Source organism: Chromohalobacter beijerinckii (assembly GCF_023061185.1).
Lineage (GTDB): Bacteria > Pseudomonadota > Gammaproteobacteria > Pseudomonadales > Halomonadaceae > Chromohalobacter > Chromohalobacter beijerinckii.
Genome location: NZ_JAKGAK010000001.1, coordinates 280,726 through 299,934 on the forward strand (window position 1 = coordinate 280,726; position 19,209 = coordinate 299,934).

At 61.8% G+C, this 19,209-nt stretch carries 15 protein-coding genes; 5 read left to right on the top strand and 10 right to left on the bottom strand.

Features of this window, described 5'->3' with window-relative positions:
• Positions 1-15: 15 nt before the first annotated feature.
• Positions 16-1,167 carry a 4-phosphoerythronate dehydrogenase PdxB gene (pdxB, locus tag L1075_RS01275; RefSeq protein WP_246939320.1) on the bottom strand — a complete coding sequence of 384 codons (1,152 nt, stop codon included), beginning with the start codon at positions 1,165-1,167 and terminating at the stop codon, positions 16-18.
• A 192-nt stretch (positions 1,168-1,359) separates the two neighbouring features.
• Between pdxB and L1075_RS01280 the strand changes: the two genes are divergently transcribed.
• A complete protein-coding gene (locus L1075_RS01280; RefSeq protein WP_040243898.1) occupies positions 1,360-1,644 on the top strand; it encodes a hypothetical protein in 285 nt (94 codons plus the stop codon).
• 21 nt (positions 1,645-1,665) lie between these two features.
• Here L1075_RS01280 and rlmKL read toward each other — a convergent pair whose 3' ends face one another.
• Positions 1,666-3,879 (bottom strand): bifunctional 23S rRNA (guanine(2069)-N(7))-methyltransferase RlmK/23S rRNA (guanine(2445)-N(2))-methyltransferase RlmL, encoded by a 2,214-nt coding sequence (rlmKL, locus tag L1075_RS01285; RefSeq protein WP_246939323.1) that lies wholly within the window; start codon positions 3,877-3,879, stop codon positions 1,666-1,668.
• A gap of 239 nt (positions 3,880-4,118) precedes the next feature.
• Between rlmKL and rmf the strand changes: the two genes are divergently transcribed.
• Entirely contained in the window at positions 4,119-4,325 is a 207-nt protein-coding gene (gene rmf / locus L1075_RS01290) for a ribosome modulation factor (protein ID WP_097022303.1), read from the top strand.
• A 90-nt stretch (positions 4,326-4,415) separates the two neighbouring features.
• Here rmf and L1075_RS01295 read toward each other — a convergent pair whose 3' ends face one another.
• The 6 genes from L1075_RS01295 to L1075_RS01320 form a co-directional block, all read right to left on the bottom strand.
• Entirely contained in the window at positions 4,416-5,420 is a 1,005-nt protein-coding gene (locus L1075_RS01295) for a quinone-dependent dihydroorotate dehydrogenase (RefSeq protein WP_040243902.1), read from the bottom strand.
• A 148-nt stretch (positions 5,421-5,568) separates the two neighbouring features.
• Positions 5,569-6,624: a hypothetical protein gene (locus L1075_RS01300; RefSeq protein ID WP_040243904.1), complete on the bottom strand. Its 1,056-nt coding sequence runs from the start codon at positions 6,622-6,624 to the stop codon at positions 5,569-5,571.
• A 140-nt stretch (positions 6,625-6,764) separates the two neighbouring features.
• The gene (locus L1075_RS01305) at positions 6,765-11,603 is read right to left on the bottom strand and encodes an NAD-glutamate dehydrogenase (protein WP_246939326.1); all 4,839 of its coding nucleotides are present in this window, start codon (positions 11,601-11,603) and stop codon (positions 6,765-6,767) included.
• 173 nt (positions 11,604-11,776) lie between these two features.
• Complete coding sequence (gene trmA, locus L1075_RS01310; RefSeq protein ID WP_246939329.1) at positions 11,777-12,898, bottom strand: tRNA (uridine(54)-C5)-methyltransferase TrmA; 1,122 nt, start codon at positions 12,896-12,898, stop codon at positions 11,777-11,779.
• A gap of 58 nt (positions 12,899-12,956) precedes the next feature.
• Positions 12,957-13,769 (bottom strand): glutamate racemase, encoded by an 813-nt coding sequence (murI, locus tag L1075_RS01315; RefSeq protein ID WP_246939332.1) that lies wholly within the window; start codon positions 13,767-13,769, stop codon positions 12,957-12,959.
• A complete protein-coding gene (locus L1075_RS01320) occupies positions 13,766-14,659 on the bottom strand; it encodes a LysR family transcriptional regulator (protein WP_040243912.1) in 894 nt (297 codons plus the stop codon). Before L1075_RS01320 ends, murI begins: the two co-directional genes overlap by 4 nt.
• A 129-nt stretch (positions 14,660-14,788) precedes the next feature.
• On the opposite strand from L1075_RS01320, the gene L1075_RS01325 reads away from it, so the two are divergent.
• The gene (locus tag L1075_RS01325) at positions 14,789-15,253 is read left to right on the top strand and encodes a LexA family protein (protein ID WP_246939335.1); all 465 of its coding nucleotides are present in this window, start codon (positions 14,789-14,791) and stop codon (positions 15,251-15,253) included.
• Positions 15,241-16,500, top strand: coding sequence for a Y-family DNA polymerase (locus tag L1075_RS01330; protein ID WP_246939338.1), 1,260 nt, complete (start codon positions 15,241-15,243; stop codon positions 16,498-16,500). The genes L1075_RS01325 and L1075_RS01330 overlap by 13 nt, the downstream gene beginning before the upstream one ends.
• A gap of 29 nt (positions 16,501-16,529) precedes the next feature.
• Here L1075_RS01330 and L1075_RS01335 read toward each other — a convergent pair whose 3' ends face one another.
• Entirely contained in the window at positions 16,530-17,075 is a 546-nt protein-coding gene (locus tag L1075_RS01335; protein WP_075367860.1) for a hemerythrin domain-containing protein, read from the bottom strand.
• 385 nt (positions 17,076-17,460) lie between these two features.
• Between L1075_RS01335 and L1075_RS01340 the strand changes: the two genes are divergently transcribed.
• Entirely contained in the window at positions 17,461-18,795 is a 1,335-nt protein-coding gene (locus tag L1075_RS01340) for a replication-associated recombination protein A (protein ID WP_246939341.1), read from the top strand.
• A gap of 21 nt (positions 18,796-18,816) precedes the next feature.
• Here the strand turns inward: L1075_RS01340 and L1075_RS01345 are convergent, their stop codons facing one another.
• Positions 18,817-19,209: a group II truncated hemoglobin gene (locus tag L1075_RS01345; protein WP_040243918.1), complete on the bottom strand. Its 393-nt coding sequence runs from the start codon at positions 19,207-19,209 to the stop codon at positions 18,817-18,819.

Sequence of the window (19,209 nt, forward strand, 5' to 3'; positions counted from 1 at the left end):
GCTACTCAGGACTTGCTACTTGTTAGAAAGCTTGACCTTGAAACCGAAACCTTCGAGGGCATCACGCAAACCGCCCTTGTTCTGCTTTAGCTCGACGCGCAGGGTGGAAAACTCACGCCGCAGTGGATACTCGGCGCGGAAGGCATCGAAACCCGTCGCCATCCCCATGCGCCGACGATAGCGATCGAACGCCAGCATGTCGCGGCGCACGTCGTAACAGGCTCGCGTGCATAGCGATAGCGCTTCCAGCGGCGGCGACCAAGGCGTCAGCACGATCTTGCGCAACCATGGGTCGGGCTTGAGCTGACCGAGCTTCTTGCGCGCCGGCAAGCCAAAATGGCGCATCGCCGCCTGATAGACCAGCTCGGTGCCGCGCATCTTGCCGTCGATGCTGTGCCCGGCGATATGGGGCGTGGCGATATCGACGAGATCGTAGAGACCATGATCGATGCCCGGCTCGTTTTCCCACACGTCGAGCACCACGCGTAGATCATTGACGCGCTGGAGACGCTCGCGCAGCGCCTGATTGTCGAGACAGGCGCCACGTCCGGCGTTGATCAGCACGGTACCCGGCGCCAGGGCCTCGATACGCGCCGCATTCAGCAGATGCTGAGTTGCGTGCTCCCCGTCCGTGACCAGGGGCGTGTGCAAGCAGACGATTTCGGCCCGTTCGAGCAGGGCATCGATATCCAGAAAGTCCTCGCGCCCTTCTTCCTCGGCGCGCGGCGGATCACAGATCAGGCACGTCACGTCGAGATCGTCCAGGCGCTCCGCCAGGCGGCTACCCACGTTGCCAGCCCCGACGATGCCGATGGTCTTGCCGGCTAGATGAAAGCCATCTTCCTCAGCCAGCAATAGGAGGCTCGATAGCACGTAGTCGACCACTGAATCGGCATTGCAGCCCGGTGCGTTGGCGAATCCGATGCCCGCTTCTCGCAGGTAGTCGAGGTCGACATGGTCGGTACCGATGGTGCAGGTGCCCACGAAACGCACGCGGGAGCCATCGAGCAGCGCCGCATTCACCGGTGTAATCGAACGCACGACCAACAGGTCCTGATCGCGGACCGCCGCCGCATCGATGTCGCGCCCGGGCAAGCGGGTGATATCGCCCAGCTCGCCGAAGAACTCGTCGGCCAGAGGAATGTTTTCATCGACCAGGATGCGCATGACCTTCTCTTTTCTCCCTTGTTCACGTCCGACGGCCGGTTACAATACGCACGGGGCGCACTTGCCTGTCCACGGCCACGCCGGAGACGGCGCTCGCCGGGATTCGATACCCGCCGGGAATGTCGATAGTAGGCCCGCGAAAGACACGTCACAAGCCCATTGCCAACCACAACGGCGCCACCAGGAGTTCTCGTGATCGTCCGCTGGGAAAGTGAACACGACTACGTTCTCGTGCATGTCCACCAGGATATGTTCGGTGACTGGATATTCAGCCGCGCCTGGGGCCAGATCGGCACCCAGTTCGGCGGCCTCAAGCATCAACTGGCCGACAGCTATGCGCAGGCCACGACATGGCTGGAGGATGTCGCGCATATCCAGTCCTCGCGCGGCTTCGCCAAGGTCTTCGAGGCCAGCGATGACACCAGCCCCGAGGCCCAGGAGGCGATGCGTCAGCTGTCACTGCTCGACGGCGTCTGATCCCATGCACTCCCGCTGGTCTCAGCGGTGACGGATCAGGAAGCAATGATGCAGATCCGGGCGCCGCGCGAAATCCGGATCGAACGTCCGCGCCGAAATGTCTTCCACCGCGAAACGCTCGCCCATGGCGGCGTCGAGCGTGAAACGCCGCTGATTGTTGGAGAACACCAAAGTACCGTCCGCTGACAGACGCGCCATCGCCAGTTCGATGAGCCGGGCGTGATCGCGCTGCACGTCGAGTACGTCATCCATCTTCTTGGAATTGGAGAACGTCGGCGGGTCCATGAAGATCAGGTCGAACTCGCTACCCGCGGTTTCCAGCCACCGCAGGCAGTCGTCACGGATCACCCGATGCCGGCTGGGATCGAGGCGGTTGAGCGCGAAGTTATCGCGTGCCCAGGTCAGGTAGGTATTGGAAAGATCGACGCTGACACTGTCGCTGGCGCCCCCCAGTGCCGCCTGAACCGTCGCCGTTCCCGTGTAGCAGAACAGGTTGAGAAAACGCTTGCCGTCAGCCATGTCACGCAACATTCGGCGCACGGGGCGATGATCCAAAAACAAACCGGTATCCAGGTAGTCGCGCAGATTGACCCACAACCGCGCCGGCCCTTCGCTGACTTCGAAACGTTCGCCGCTGGCCTCCTGCTTGGTATATTGCGCCTTGCCCGACTGTCGCGTGCGCTGTTTGTAATGCACGTCCTCCGCCCGCACGCCCAGCACCTGGGGAATGACTTCCAAGGCATCGAACAAGCGACGTTGCGCCTGGCGCGGGTCTACTGAACGCGGTGGCGCGTATTCCTGCACATGTACGTGGTCGCCGTAGACATCCACCGCCAGGGCATATTCCGGCATGTCCGCATCGTAAAGCCGATAACAGCTCTCGCCGGACTTTTTGAGCCACTTCTTCAGTCGCTTACGATTCTTCTCCAGCCGGTTGGCGAACATCTGCGCGCCCTCATTGCGCGGGGCACGGCCCGGCGCCTCCTGGGTGCCCTGCTCACCTGTCGAGTCGCTCTTGGCCGAGTCCTGGACAGAAGCACCGCGCGAGCCACTCTCCGCCATGACCGGGATCAGCAGCAACTTGCAATCCAGCGGTCCGTTCTTGAACGCATACTGTTTGGTGGCCCGCAGCCCAGTGCGGTGGCCCAAGTCAGGGTTGCCGGTAAACAGCGCCAATTGCCAGCCTTCGAACTCGGCGCGCAGACGCTCGCCAAGGGCGGTATAGATGGGCACCACCTCGGGCAGCTCGCCCAGGCGCTCGCCGTACGGCGGATTGGTGATGACCAGCCCCGGCCCATCGATGCCTTCAGGACGCGTCAGTTGCGCCACCTCGGCACCTTGCAACTCGATCAAGGAGGGGATTCCCGCGCGCATAGCATTGGCCTTGGCGGCGGCGATGGCCGGTGGGCTCTGATCGCGCCCGAACAGCTTTGACTTGACGCGGCGGCGCCCCACGCTGGCACGGGCGTCCGCCTCGCGCTTGAGCTCTTGCCATACGCCGGGGTCGTGCTCCGCCCAGGCCTCGAAGGCGAAATAGTGCCGGGCCAACTGGGGGGCGATGTCCGCCGCCATCAAGGCCGCCTCGATGAGCAACGTACCCGCCCCGCACATGGGATCGAGCAAGGGTTCCCCACGCCGTGCCCGCGCCGGCCAGTCGGCACGCATCAGCAAGGCGGCGGCGAGGTTTTCCTTGAGCGGTGCATGGCCGGCATCGCGGCGATAGCCACGCTGATGCAGGCTACCACCGACCAGATCGAGTCCTAGCAGCAAACGTCCACGATGCAGGTGCGCGTAAATACGCGTATCGGGGTTTTTGAGCTCGATCACAGGGCGCTCATGGCCAGCCGCCCGCATCGAATCGACGATGCCATCCTTGACGCTCTGAGCCCCGAAGCGCGTATGGCGAATATGCTCGGATTGACCATGAAAATCCACGGCCAGGCTGCTTCCAGTACGCAGGTGTGCGCGCCAGTCGACCCGGCGGGCGGCCTCGACCAGCGACTCGGGACGTTCTATGTCCTGCTCGCGCAGAAGGCAAAGCACCACGCGATTCGCCAGGCGCGACCACAGGCAGATGCGATAGGCCATCGCGACATCGGCCTGAACGTGGACACCCGCCACGGTCGTCCCGGTCACCTCCGCGCCGAAGCCCGCGAGTTCGTCGGCCAGCAAGCCCTCGAGGCCCTTGGGACAGGTGACGTAGAGCGTCAAGGATTGGGATTGCACATCGGTCATAAAGTCGTCATCCCGGCGCCACGCGCCGGTCATATTCCTGTGGTTTACATGGAACGTTTGGCTTATGCCAAATCGCTGGTCGACAAATCCGCACCAAAGCACTAAAACTTAAAAGTAGTAGCTACTGAAAACGCATGCGTTTCGTGTCCGGACGTTCCGGTTCATGGCGGTGATGGGTGCCCCATTGTCGGCATGTACTGTCAGATCTCAACAATCGGTTCTTGATAAGAGGCCATCCGATGAAACGACAGAAACGTGATCGCTTTCAGCGTGCATATGTCCACGGATACAAAGCCGGCATGACGGGGCGCTCTCGCGATGATTGCCCCAGCCAGAACATCAACCTCCGTGAATACTGGATGAGCGGTTGGCGTGAAGGTCGTGGGGACCAATGGGCCGGCATGACGGGGATTTCCGGCATCCATCGAAACCCCATGGTACTGTGATGGTAGAACCCTTCGTGGCACCTGGATCGACGCCCCATTGACAGGTCCATGACAAGGCCCGCAACGCGGGCCTTTTTGCGTCTAAGCACATTACGTCAGCGCCCGAGCACATTCGCCCACCAGCGCCGGTCCCCGATAGATGAAGCCAGTATAAAGCTGTACGAGATCGGCCCCCGCCTTGCATTTGGCACGCGCTGCGTCACCACTGTCGATACCGCCGACGCCAATGATCGGCAGCGTCGGTAGGTGGCGGCGCAACTCCTGGATCACCGCATTGGAAGGCTCGAATACCGGGCGGCCGGAAAGCCCGCCCTGCTCCTCGGCATGTGCAAGCCCCGCCACCGCCTCGCGCGACACCGTGGTATTGGTAGCAATAACGGCATCGACGCCGTTGGCCGCCAGCGCCTGTGCAACTAACGCGACCTCATCGGCATCCATATCGGGAGCGATCTTCACGACCAGAGGCACGCTCCGGCCACTAGCGGCATCGAGGCGGTGTTTTTCCTCGACCAGCGTGCCCAGTAACGCCTCCAGATGCTCGCCGAACTGTAAGTTGCGCAGCCCCGGTGTGTTCGGCGACGACAGGTTCACCGTGACATAATCCGCGTGCGCGTGAACTTTGCGCAGACACGTCAGGTAATCATCCACCGCGTGCTCGACTGGCGTACTCAAATTCTTGCCAATGTTGATGCCGATCACGCCGCGGTAACGACTCTTGCGTACATTGGCGACAAGCGCGTCGACGCCGGCATTGTTGAACCCCATGCGATTGATGATCGCGCCGCATTCCGGCACGCGAAACAGACGTGGCCTGGGGTTGCCCGGCTGCGGCTTGGGCGTCACCGTGCCTACTTCGACGAAGCCAAAACCCAGTGCCCCGAGCGCATCGAGGTGCTCGGCATTCTTATCGAGCCCCGCTGCCAACCCCACGCGATTGGGGAACGTCAGCCCCATCAGCGTGACGGGCGCCTCGACATGCGCGCCCATCCACCTGCTCAGCCCCAGGCGATGGCCGGCATCGAGTGATGTCAGGGCAACGCCATGAGCGGTTTCAGGATCGAGTCGGAACAGTAGCGAACGGGCCAGGGCGTACATGAATCCTCGGACAATGTAATAAGCGGCAAGACATGAAATGGGCGCGCAGTATAGCGTAGCCATGCCCAAAAGCGCAGAGCCCCGCATTCGCACATGGCGAAGCGGGGCTCGCGTCGGGATGCGTCAGCCCCCGACAATGCATCGAACCTTACGGCTGAGTATCGAGCTGCTGCACGCGTAGCGTGTAGTTGTTGACGCCGCTCATCGCACTGCCGAACTTCTGGCCTTTCACCCAAACGGTGTAACGCCCCGGTTGCAATGTGGTTTCGATATCGAAATCGCTCTCGAAACCTTCGCCCGCGTCACTCGCCACGACATCACCGTTTTCGTCGAGAATCCGCGCTTCGAGACGATAGGTTCCCTCGTTGCCAGGGAAGGTCGAGCTTGTCACCGACACGGTGCCCGCTTCCACCACGTCGAAACTCAACACCTTGCCCTGCTCACGAATGGCCAAATCGGTCACAATCTCGTCGAAGGCATCCGGCAAGGCGTCTTCGTCATTGGCGGACGCGGCTTCATCGTCGGAAGAACCAACGGCCTGGTCACCGGCCGATGCGGTGGACGTCTCCGACGAGGACGCAGAAGAAGCTGTCCCGCTGGCTTCGGGACGCGGCGCAGCGATGGCCGCCACCGCATCATCATCATCGACGAACGCCGTCGTATGGCCATCTTTACCCGGGCCACCGAACATGATGCCGCCACCAGCATCGACACCACTTTCATCGTTTGAAAGCCGGTTGCCCTGGGCATCCAAGCCATTGACGGAGATAACGAAGCTATTGCCGCCCGTCTTGGTAGTACCGAACTTCTGACCGGATACACGCAACACGTAATCGCCGGGCTCCAGACGTTGCTCCATGGTCAAGCCATCGTTCTGGCCCAGCCCCGACGCCGAAGCGATCTCCTTGCCCTGCTCATCGAGCAAGGTTGCTTCGATCCGGTAATCGTCGGAGTCGCCCGGCAAGGTCGAGCTCTGGAATTGATAGCGTCCTGCCTTTTCAACGGTAAAGGGATGCGTTTGCGTCCCGCCGAAGAAAAAACTCTGGCTACGTGCATCGGAGCTCGACTGCAAGAAATCGGTAAGATCGATTTTAGCCGCCGCTTCGTGCGCCTTCTGCTGTGCAGCGCTCTGGGCCATGGCCAGCGATGACGTGCTGGCCAGTCCCAGGGCCACGAGCATTGTGGTAATAACGCGATGATTCATGGGGCTTCTCTACTTGGCTTCGAACCTGAGTCGAGCACAGCATATCAGAGACATAAGCGCCAATGCTTCACTTGCGGGTTCGAAGAGGAAGGAAAATCGACAATGCCCCAAGCCTCGTGCTCGGGGCATTATGTGCGGACTTATCCCTCGCCGTTGCTCTCGGCGAGATCGACCAGCTCGCGAATGGCCACCGCGAATAGCGGGAAACCACCCTGGGAACCCGAACGCACCTCATTGAGCAGGCCGCACCAGCGTTCGACCAAGCCCGCGTGGCGTTCCAGCCACTGCTCGACACGAGGCTCCACGCCACTCGGCGCGCCGTCCATCTTGAGCACGCTGACGGTCAGTGCCAATTGCTGGCGATCGAGATCGTCGCGGAAGGTTTCGCGCGCCTGCGCCTGCCAGCTATCGCGTACCTTTAGTGCGTTGATCTGGCCATTCATCCACGGCAGCTCCAGACGATGGCCAATGTCGTAATAGACCTCGGCGACACGCTGGATCTTCTCGTCGGTGGCACGCGCCGCTTCGATGATGCCCAGACCGGCATATAGGCTGTTGGCCGCCGCGACAACGCTCGCCAGAGAGGTTGGCACGCCGGCTTTTTCCAGCTCATCGCGACGCGCATCCCACGTTTCGTGATCCTCTCCGCGCAGGCGCTTGCCGACGCTCTCTTGCAATTGGGTGATACGCGGCGCGAAATACTCCACCGCTTCCTGAATGCTCTGATTGGTACGATGACGCAGGAACCAGCGCGTGGCCCGACGCAGCAGTCGCATCAGATCGAGCATCATGCCGTACTGAACGCGGCTTTCGACCTGATAATCGAGCGCCTCGATCTGCTCCCAGAGGCCTTCGAGATTGAAGCAATCGCGCGCGATGAGATAGGCGCGCGTCACTTCCGCTCGTGTGGCACCAGTGGAGTCACGTAGACGCCGCACGAAGGTGACCCCCATATGATCGACCAGATCATTGGCGATCTGCGTCGCGGTGATCTCGCGCTTCAAGCGATGCTGATACATCTCGTCCGGGAAGCGCTCGACCAGCGTCTGCGGGAAGGCCCGTGCCATATGCCGCTGGACATGCGGATTGTCCGGCAGGTCGGAGGCGATCATGTCGGTCTTCAGCGCGCTCTTGGCATAAGAAATCAGCACCGACAGCTCGGGAAGCGTCAGGCCGTTTTCCGCATTGGAGCGCTCGACCAGCATCTCGTCGGAGGGCAAGAACTCCAGTTCGCGATCCAGCCCGCCCGCGGCTTCCAGCTCATTGATGAAGCGGCGATAGGGCCCCATGCCTTGCTGGCTGAGAATCTCCGACAAGGAGAGTGCCTGGGTCTGGCGATAGTTATCGCGCAGGACCAGTTCACTCACTTCCTCGGTCATGCTCGCCAGCAACTCATTGCGCTGCTTGTCGGTCATGTCGCCGGCTTTGACGATATCGTCGAGCAGGATCTTGATATTGACTTCATGGTCGGAGCAATTGACCCCGCCAGCATTGTCGATGAAGTCGGTCGTGACGCGTACGCCCTGCTCTGCGGCTTCCATGCGCCCGAGTTGGGTAAAGCCGAGATTGCCGCCTTCACCGATCACCCGGCAGCGCAACTCATGACCATCGACACGCAAGGCATCGTTGGCCTTGTCACCCACCTCGGCATGCGTCTCGTCGGACGCCTTGACGTAGGTACCAATGCCGCCATTCCAGAGCAGATCGCAACGCGAGGTCAGAATCGCGCGAATCAACTCGTTGGGCGACAATTTGCCGGCCTTGATATCGAAGGCCTTTTTCATCTGCGGCGTGATATTGATGGACTTGGCATCGCGCGAGAACACGCCCCCACCTTCGGAGATCAGGGCGGTGTCGTAGTCCTCCCAGCTCGAGCGCGCCAGCTCGAACATGCGCTTGCGTTCCTTGAACGAAGCCGCGGTGTCTGGGTCGGGGTCGACGAAGATATGCCGGTGATTGAAGGCGGCAACGAGGCGAATCTTGTCCGACAACAGCATGCCGTTGCCGAACACGTCGCCCGCCATGTCGCCGATACCCACCACGCTGAACGGCGTTTCCTGGGTATTGAGGCCCATTTCGCGGAAGTGGCGCTTGACCGATTCCCAAGCACCCTTGGCGGTAATCCCCATTTTCTTGTGATCATAGCCGTGCTCGCCGCCGGAGGCGAAAGCGTCGCCCAGCCAATGGCCGTATTCCAGCGAAATGGCATTGGCGATGTCCGAGAAAGTCGCGGTGCCCTTGTCGGCAGCCACCACCAGGTAGGGATCGGCCTCGTCGTGACGCACCACGCGCTCGGGCGGCACGGTCTCGCCACCTTCCAGATTGTCCGTCACGTCAAGCAGCGCGCGGATGAATATCTGATAGCAGGCGATGCCTTCTTTCTGCACCGTGTCGCGGTCGGCACCATCGGGCATGCGCTTGCAGATGAAGCCGCCCTTGGCGCCTACCGGAACGATGACGGCGTTCTTGACCTGCTGCGCCTTGGCCAGCCCCAGGATCTCGGTACGGAAGTCCTCGTGACGATCGGACCAGCGCAGCCCGCCGCGCGCGACCTTGCCGCTGCGCAGGTGGACACCCTCGACGCGCGGCGAGTAGACGAATATCTCGAACATCGGCCGTGGTTTGGGCATGTCCGGCACTTGCGTCGGCTCGAGCTTGAGGGCGATGTAATCCTTGGCCTCGCCATCTTCGCGCCGTTGATAATAGTTGGTCCGCAATGTCGCCTGAATCAGCGCCATATAGCGGCGCAGCAACAGGTCGTCATTGAGACTGGCGACTTCATCGAGCAAGCCCTCGATGCGCGTCACGCATTCTTCGATCTCGCTGTCGCCGGCGGCATCGTCGGGATCGAAGCGTAGTTCGAACAGCGTCACCAGTTCACGCGTGATTTCCGGGTGGCTGGCAAACGTATTGGCGATATAGTCCTGCGACAGACCGAAGCGCAATTGCTTGAGATAACGCGCATAGGCACGTAGAACCGCCACTTCGCGCCACGCCAGGTTGGCACCGATGACCAGGCGATTGAAGGCATCGCTTTCGGCATCGCCGGTCCAGATGCGCGTGAATGCCTCGATGAAGACATCGCGCATTTCCTGAAGATTGACGACCCCGTCGCCACGGTGCTCAAGCGTGAAGTCATGAATCCAGTACGTCTGGTCAGGACATTCGACTTCGTAGGGACGCTCGCTGATTACGCGGAGCCCCAGGTTTTCGAGCACTGGCAGCACATCGGAGAGCGGGATCGGCTGGTCGGCATGGAAAAGCTTGAGATTGACCCCGTCGATGTTCTCCTCGACCAGTCGATAAAGACTCAAGCTGATCGGCGCGTTCCCACCCAACTCACCGAGATGGTGAATATCGTAAACGGCAGTGCGGGCCGAAAAGTCTTCGCGATAGCTGTTGGGGAACGCCTCGCGATAATCTTGCATCAGGCGGTTAGCCTGTTCTTCGCCGTAGCCCTCGACCATGGCGGTCTGCAGGTCATCCCGCCAACTACGCGAGAGCGCCGTAATCTTCTTCTCTAGGCGCCGTATATCGTATTCGGCCGGGCGCTCGCCGTTGAAACGCAGGATGAACTGGATTCTCGCCAGCACCGACTCGGACAAATATGTATTGAAATCACCGAAGGTAGCGTCGAGCTCTTCGCAGAGCAGGTTCTGGATACGCACGCGCAATTCGGTGGAGAACACATCGCGCGGTACGAATGCCAGGCACGAATAGAACTGACCGAAACGGTCCTCGCGAATGAACAAGCGCACCTTGCGCCGTTCGCGGATATTGAGGATGCCAAAGGCAGTCTGCGCCAGCTCGTCGGTGTCGATCTGGAACAGATCGTCACGCGGATAGACCTCGAGGATCTGCGTCAGTTGTTTACCGTTATGCCCCTTGGGATTGACGCCCGCGGCCTTGATGACGGCGTCGATCTTCTTGCGCAACACCGGTACGTTGCGCGGCGATTCGTTGTAGACCGTCGACGTATAGAGCCCTAGAAAGCGCCGCTCACCGATGACGCGACCGTCTTCGTCGTAACGGTCGATGGAGATGTAATCCGGGTAGGCGGGGCGATGCACGCGCGCGTGATAGGCGCTCTTGGCGAAGGACAGAAGCTCCGGCACCAATACATACTGATCGTCTTCGACGCCCTCATCGGTACTGATGCGTTCGCGGTAACGCGGCTGGTCGAGCCTGAACACGCCCAGCTCGCTCTTGGGTATCTGGCGTAGACGATCCTGACCGTCTTCCTGCAACACCTCGTACTCGTCATAACCCAGGAAGGTGAAATGATCGTCGAGCAGCCACTCGAGGAAAGCGATGGCTTCTTTATGATCGTCAGCCTTGATCTGCTTCGGGCGCTGCGCCTTGAGCTCCTTGATCGACTCGCGCACCCGCTCACGCATGGGATCGAAGTCTTCCACCGCCGCACGCACGTCGCACAGTACTTCTTTGAGGCTGTCGTGCAGGTCGTCCAGGGTCGCCGTATCGGAATGGCGGTCGACCTCCACCAGGATGATCGACTCGCGCGATGCCGGCGCGTTCTTGGCCTCGGTCGAGGTTACGCGCTTGAGATGATGCTTGGCATCGCGTTCCACCGCCAGAACGGAGTTATGAATCGCATGCACGGTCAGTCCGCGGCGATTGAGCTCGATACGCACCGAATCGACGAGAAACGGCATATCTTCGTGCAGCACGGCCACTACGGTGTGCGGCGACTGCCAGCCGTGTTCCTCGAAGTCGGCATTGAAGACGCGCACCTTCGCCTCGCTGGGATCATGCGTTTGCATGAAGTGCCACGCTGACAACGTCGCGCCGTAGATATCATCCAAACCGCGCTCAGCGGCTTCCTCGAACGGCGCCGAGGCATACAGGTCCTCGGCGAAAGCAGCGATCCGCTCCACTTTTTCCTGGGGAAGCCGCTTGGCCAGTTGTTCTTTGAGCTGGGCGAGAAAATCTTCCTTGCCCTCGATCGCAACGTGTTGCATCAAGCACCTCGTCTACGACCGGCCGCCCTTCATGGCGACCGATGAATGATCCTTCGGCGGCACGCACGCGTATCGCGTGAGCCACCACGGTGACACGAGCTTACTCCCATCGCACGTCAGACCCCACCAATGTGACGCTCCCTCATGGCATATGCCGGTTGTGCATGGGCTCGTCACGCGCGTACTGGCGCTTCCCGGCGCTCCAGCAACACGCCACATTCGCAGTGGTCGGTATACGGAAACTGATCGAACAGTGCGAAACGGGTCACGACATGCGTAGCGCTCAATTGCTCGAGATTCGCCTCGAGCGTGTTCGGGTTACAGGAAATATAGACGATGCGCGAATAGGCTTTTAGTTGCTCGCAGCTATGCGCATCGAGGCCGGCCCGCGGCGGGTCGACCAACGCGGTGGTGAAATCATGCTCATCGAGCGCCAGCGCTGCTACGCGCCGCCCACTTTTCTCTCCGGCCAGGGCTTCGCTGAACTCTTCGGCGGACATCCGCGCCACCACGGCGTTAGCCACGCCATTGGCCTCGAGATTGACGTTGGCCGAGGCTACCGAGGTCCGCGAGATCTCAGTGGCCACGACACGGCGGAAGTTCTCGGCCAGCGCAATCGTGAAGTTGCCATTACCGCAATAGAACTCCACCAGATCGCCGTCGCGGCTCTCTCGAGTCACGTCCCTAGCCCACCCTAGCATCGACCGACAAATGGCTGCATTGGGCTGGGTGAAGCTGTTCTCCACCTGCTGATAGACGAACTCGCGGCCTTCGACGTTCAACCGCTCCCAGACATGATCGCGCTCAAGAACGAGACGCTGCTTACGTGCCCGGCCGATGATCGACACGTTCAGAGATTCCTGTAACGCTCGCGCTTCTTGCTCCCAAGCCTCGTCGAGTTGGCGGTGATAGATCAAGGTCACCAACGCTTCGCCATTCAGCGTGGTCAAGAACTCGACCTGGAACAACTTGCGCCGCAGGGTATCGCTTGCCAACAACGCATCACGCAAGGCGGGCATGAGCGCGTTGATACGCTCCCCCGCCACCGGATATTCATCCAATCGAATGACCGCCTTGCGTTTGGGATCGGCAGGATCGACTTCGAACATGGCATAGAACAGGTCGTCGCCGTCATGCCAGATACGAAACTCGCAGCGCTGCCGGTAATGGCTCGACGGCGAGGGAAACACCTCCAGCGGCGGCGGAGAGAAACGCGCGAATTGCGCCGTGATACGCTCGCGCTTGGCGTCGAGCTGAGACTCGTAACGTTCGGGGTCGACGACGGGTACGGCCACGAAAACTCCTTTCAGCAAAAACTCGCGATGTCGCCGCAACGACACCATCTCATGGAAATCAGAAGGTTAAAACAGGGCCAGGCAATGCCAAAGAACGCGGTGCGCTGAAGCCATAGCTCGCCAGGGTGCGTGCCAGACCCGATTGTTGCGGAGCGCTGGCCCAGCTTGCATCGCTACCCGGCGCATCACGCGTGGCCTCTGATACGATCGGAGAAACGACCTGCGCCACGCGCCGCGCAATGGCGTCCCCGGAATCGATCCACACGATTTCGCGCGGCGCATGCCGCTCGAGTGCCTCGCGCAGCAGCGGAAAATGCGTGCATCCCAGCACCACGGTATCGAGACGCGACGCTTCCCATAACGGCGCTAGGCTCGCGGCGATGATCGCATCGTCCCACGGCATCCCGGTCAGGACGCGTTCGGCCTGCGCGACCAGCGGATCGGCGGCCAGTCTTACCACCGTGCAATCCGGCGCGAACTCACCGATCAAACGCTGCGTATAAGGACGCGACACCGTCGCCGAGGTCGCCAGCAGTCCGAACACACCACTGCGCGAGGCATGAGCGGCCGGCTTTATCGCCGGTACAGTACCGATCACCGGAATACTCAGGCACTCGCGCAAGGCCTGTAACGCCAACGTGCTGGCCGTATTGCAGGCCACTACCAAGGCGCGCGCGCCACTCGCTTCGACCGCCGCGCGACACACCGCGACGATCCGCGCGACCAACCAGGCACCGGGCTTGGTGCCATACGGCAACGCAGCGTTGTCACATACATACGCCAGCGGTGCGCCCGGCAGGCGTGTGCGCAAGGCACCCACCACCGAGAGCCCGCCGACACCGGAGTCGAAGATCAGAATCGGCGCCGTCATGCGCGGGTCTCCGCGAAGTGCGCCAGCAGCGTATCCACTAAGGCCCTCAGGCGCGCGGGGATGAACTCACGCTCGGCATACAACAGATGGACGCTGATCGGCGCCACGCTGAAATCGTCCAGCACGCGGACCAGTCGCCCGGCCTCGACTTCCGGCTCCCCCAGGAACGCCGGCTTGTAAACCAGCCCCATGCCACGTATCGCCGCCTCGGTCAGGGCGCGTCCGTTGTTACAGGCCATGACCGGGCGGATGCGCACCCGATACGCTGCTCCGTCGACCTGGAAGTGCCAATAGTGCCCTTCCCGCGCCAGGCTATAGTGCAGGCAACGATGCCCACGCAGCTCGGCGGGGTGCGTGGGCGTTCCATGCCGCGCCAGATACTCCGGCGCGGCGTATACGTGGCGCGGCATGTCCATCAACGGCCGCGCGATCAGACTGGAGTCCTCCAGCTCGCCGATACGTACTACCAGATCGAAATCCTCGGCCACCGGGTCGACACGGCGATCCTCGAGCACGACATCGAGCATCACCGCCGGATGACGGCGCTCGAACGCCTGCAAGGCGGGTATCAGCGCACGCACACCGAAATCCAACGGCGCGGAGAGCCGTAACCGGCCGCGTATCTCGCCGCGTTGTTCGCCGAGCCCGGTCTCTAGCTCCTGCAACTCATCGAGCAAGCGACTCGCTCCATTGAGATAGCGTTCGCCCTCTGCGGTTAGCTGCAAACGCCGCGTGGTACGCGTCAACAACCGCACCCCCAGACTGGCCTCAAGCTTGGAGATCTGCTTGCTGACCATGGCATTGGAGAATTCCAGCTTGCGCGCACCGCCAGCAAAACTGCCGGCCTCGACCACGGCGCGAAAGATGTGCATCGCCTGCAGGCGGTCCATACGGCTTCCTCGAAAATACGTGCGCTCATTCTACCTTACCCGCCCACGCGATGAGATGGCTCGACTTGCCTCGAGGCAAAATACTGTTTATTTTTACAGTATTCGTCATTTCGTTTTCGAGGTTCCGCCATGTCCATGACGCCTATCGCCCTCGCCGCGTCCACCTCGGCGCCAGCATCGAGCGACACCCTGCCACGCGGCGCCAGCGGCTTTCCGTCTCCGGCCGACGACTACCGAGAAGCACCGCTGGATCTACATCACCATCTGGTTCGCCGCCCGGCCTCGACGTTCTTCATGCGCTTGGAAGGCGATGACCATCGCCACGCCGGCCTGCACCACGGCGATTTATTGGTAATCGACCGCGCCATTTCACCGCGCCCTGGGCATTGGTTGGTCGCCGCCATCGATGGCGAACTGAGCGTGTTGCACCTCGAACGTCGCGAGGCGCAGCTGTATCTCGCGCCGTCACGCCCCGGTCTGGCGACGCTGCCCTTCGAGGCCGACGATGACCGCTTGTGGGGCGTCATCTGCTACGCCATTCACGCCTTGCCCGCCATGGGCGAGGAACCGGCCGAGCCGTCATGTTTGCGCTGATCGACTGCAACAACTTCTACGCCGCCTGCGAGCGTCTGTTCGAACCGCGTCTGGAGGGCGTCCCGGTGGGCGTGCTGTCCAACAACGACGGCTGTGTCATCGCGCGCTCCGAGGAGTTCAAGGCGCTCGATATTCCCATGGGCATCCCCACCCACAAGATCGATCCAGCACTGCGGCGTCGCGTGGTGCTGAAGTCCTCCAACTACACGCTTTATGGTGACCTCTCGGCACGCGTGCAACAGGTTCTGGCGCGCCAAGTACCGACGCTGGAACCTTATTCCATCGACGAGTGTTTTCTCGATCTACGCGGCATGCAGGAAGACTGGCACGCCTTGGGCGCACGCCTGGTGCGTAGCGTGGCGCGGGAAGTCGGGCTGCCGGTTTCCATCGGCATCGCCCCGACGCGAACTCTGGCCAAACTCGCCAACCGTCAGGCCAAGACCCAGCCAACACGCCCTCAGGTCTGCGTGTGGCAAAGCGCCGACGCGCCCGAATTGGCAGCCCACCTGGCTCGGCTGTCACCCCGCGAGGTATGGGGCGTGGGTGAACGACTCAACGCGCGCCTGGCCGGCATGGGCGTGCTCACCGCCGCCGCGCTTCGCGAGACACCCGACAGCGAGCTACGACGGCGTTTCAGCGTAGTGCTGGCGCGCACCGCCACCGAACTCAACGGCCACCCCTGCCTATCGATGAGCGACCTGGAGACCCCACGCCGTAGCATTCTCTGCTCGCGCTCGTTCGGGCGCCCCTTGCGCGACCACAACGCCCTCGCCGGTGCCTTACGCCATCACTGCCAACGCGCCGGCGAAAAGCTGCGACGTGATGCCATGCAAGCCTCAGCCATCGGCGTATACATGCGTACCAACCCGCATCACGCCGGCACGTTTCGTCATGCCTGCGAGTGGACGGCATTACCGTTCCCCAGTGCCGACACGCAGCAACTCAACCGCGCGGCGCAACGTCTGCTAGCACGCTTATGGCAACCGGCGGCCTATCAGAAACTGGGCGTGATGCTCACCGAACTGACGCCCCGCCAGCAGAGCCAAACGACGCTCTTCGATGGCGCCGAGCCCGCCCGGCGAGAGGCGTTGATGGAGGCTTGGGACGCGATCCGCGCCCGCTACGGCCGCCAGGCGCTGACCCTGGGCCCGCAACCTTCCGACGCCCCCTGGCAGATGAACAGCGCCTACCGCTCGGCCTGCTATACCACGCGCTGGGACGAGCTGCCCCGAGCACGCGCCCGATGACCACTATGCCGTTCACGTGGCGACACAGCTCAATTCAACGGCGAAGGCGCCTCGCGGAATTCGGCGTAAAGCTCCGGATAGCCTTCCTGCAGGCGTGCCAGTTCAGCTTCGGCCCCTTCCGGCAGCGCCTTGGCCAGCCGATCCAGATCGTCTTCGTCGAAGTGCTCGCGGATCAACGGAAACAACTCCTCGCGTTCACCGCGCAGATAGGCCCGATGCGCCTCGAGATAGGCCCGGAGGTCTTCACTGAAGCGGTCCATGGGCACTACCGCATCCATCAGGATCATGTCGAGATCCTGAGAGAGTTTCGCCAGGCGTTCATTGAGCGCCCGATAGTCTTCGGACAACCGCTGACACAGCGCGTCGGCTTGCGGTGCCCGCACATTCAACTGCTCGGTACACATGCGTTCCAGCGGCTCGGTGAACCCACTCATGTAGTCGAGGATGTAATCCACGACCTCGCGTATCAATTGGAAGTTGGGTCGCTCACCTTCCGCCAGGGTTTTCTGCTTGAGCTGCAACACATGCAGCAAACGCGCCATGTTGGCGTGATCTTGGCGCAGTTGAGTCAGCATGGGCATGTACAGGCCTCCTTTGCTGTCGAAGCGTGGCAGCGCGGGGTATCCGGCAGCCTATTTGCCAGTTTAGGCGAGAGTCTTCAGTGACTCCCATTCTCCCGATGGGAAACACCCTACCGGGGCTCGAATGTTTTACCCTAGCGGGTATGACAGGATTACGCCTGTTCACCGAAAGTCTAGACATGGTTTTTGGCGACTCGACGCAGAGGGTCTTTACAAAACAGGCGAGCGAAGGCAAGACAAGGCAAAATTGGCCGAAAACGCGGAGTTTACATGGGGTAAATGAGCATTTTGACCGGGCTCGCGTACGAGGCCGATTTTAACGCCGGATTGTCAAGTGCAGCTCTTTTGTAAACGCCCTCTCACCCACGGTGGCATACACATGGACCTGTTCGCTTCATCCCAATCCGATAACACACCGCTGGCCTATCGCATGCGGCCGCGCCGCCTCGACGACTACGTCGGCCAGGAGGCGCTGGTTGGCCCCGGCAAACCGCTGAGTCGCATGGCAGAAAGCGGCGCGGTACGCTCAATGATTTTGTGGGGGCCACCAGGCGTGGGCAAGACCACCCTGGCGGATATCCTCGCCGATGCGTCGGGCGCCATGCTTGAACGTCTATCGGCAGTGATGGCCGGCGTCAAGGACATCCGTGCCGCCGTCGAGCGTGCGCGCGAGGGGCAAATGCGCGGCCAGCCGACGCTCTTGTTCCTCGACGAGATCCATCGTCTCAACAAGAGCCAGCAGGACGCGCTGCTGCCACACGTCGAGTCCGGACTACTGACGCTGATCGGCGCGACTACCGAGAACCCCTCCTTCGAAGTCAATTCGGCACTGCTCTCGCGGGCACGCGTCTATGTGTTGCGCAAGCTGGAGGTCGACGACCTGCTGCGTGTGCTGCATCAGGCCCTGACGGATACCCAGCGCGGCCTTGGAGAGCGCCATATCGAGGCCGATGAGGACGTGCTGGAAACGCTCGCGCGCTCAGCCTCGGGCGATGCACGACGCGCACTGGGCCTGCTGGAGACAGCCTGTGACTTCGCCGAGCCCACTGAGGGCGGCGAACGCCTGACCCTGCAGGCGCTGCATGAAGTGCTGGGGCATCAGGCTAGCGCCTTCGACAAGCAAGGCGATCATTATTACGACCTGCTCTCGGCCATCCATAAATCGATACGCTCGTCACGCAGCGATGCCGCGCTTTTGTACATCGCGCAATTCGTACAAGGCGGCGGTGATCCGCTCGATGTGGTGCGTCGCCTTGCCGCCATCGCCTCGGAGGATGTCGGCAATGCCGAGCCACGCGCTCTGCCGCTGGTGATGGCCGCCTGGGACGCCTACCTGCGCCTGGGCGACTACGAAGGCCAGCGCGCCATCGCGCATGCCGCACTGCATCTCGCCATCGCTCCCAAGAGCAACGCCATCGATCAGGCCTGGAACGCCGCCAAGCAGTTCGTCGCCGCGCACCCCGACTTCGAGGTGCCCACCTATCTGCGCAACGCCCCGACCAAGTTGATGGAATCCCTCGGTCACGGCGAAGGCTATCGCTACGCGCACAACGAGCCTAACGGTTACCCCGCCGGTCGGGCACACGACTGTTGGCCCGCGGAACTCCCCGCAGCCACCTTCTTCGCGCCCACGGAATACGGGCAGGAAAAACGTTTCAAGCAGATGCAGGCCTGGCGCGCCGAACTCGACGTCCAAGCCGACGGGACGTCATGAGCACCCACCGCTTTTTCGGCCTTAACGCCGGCGGCACATCTCGGCAGGGTGGCGTAGCTGAGTCAGTAGATAGCGCTTGAGGTCGTCCGCTGCGCCGACTTCATCCAGTGCCGTCGCCATACATGACAGCCAAGCATCTCGCTCCTCGGGGCCGATATCCAGGTGGCGATGCGCCGCGGGGATGGCGATCGGCCCGAAACGCTCGCGGTAACGGCTCGGCCCGCCCATCCAACCGATCAGAAACGTCGTCAGCTTATCGCGGGATTCGTCTAGGTCGTCGGGATGCAGAGCGCGAATCCCTCGCGCCTCGGGCAAGCGCTCCATGGCATCATAGAAGCGATCCACCAGCTCGCGTACCGCCGCCTCCCCGCCCACGGCGCGCAGCGTGCTGTCACCGACGCCGAATACCGGCAT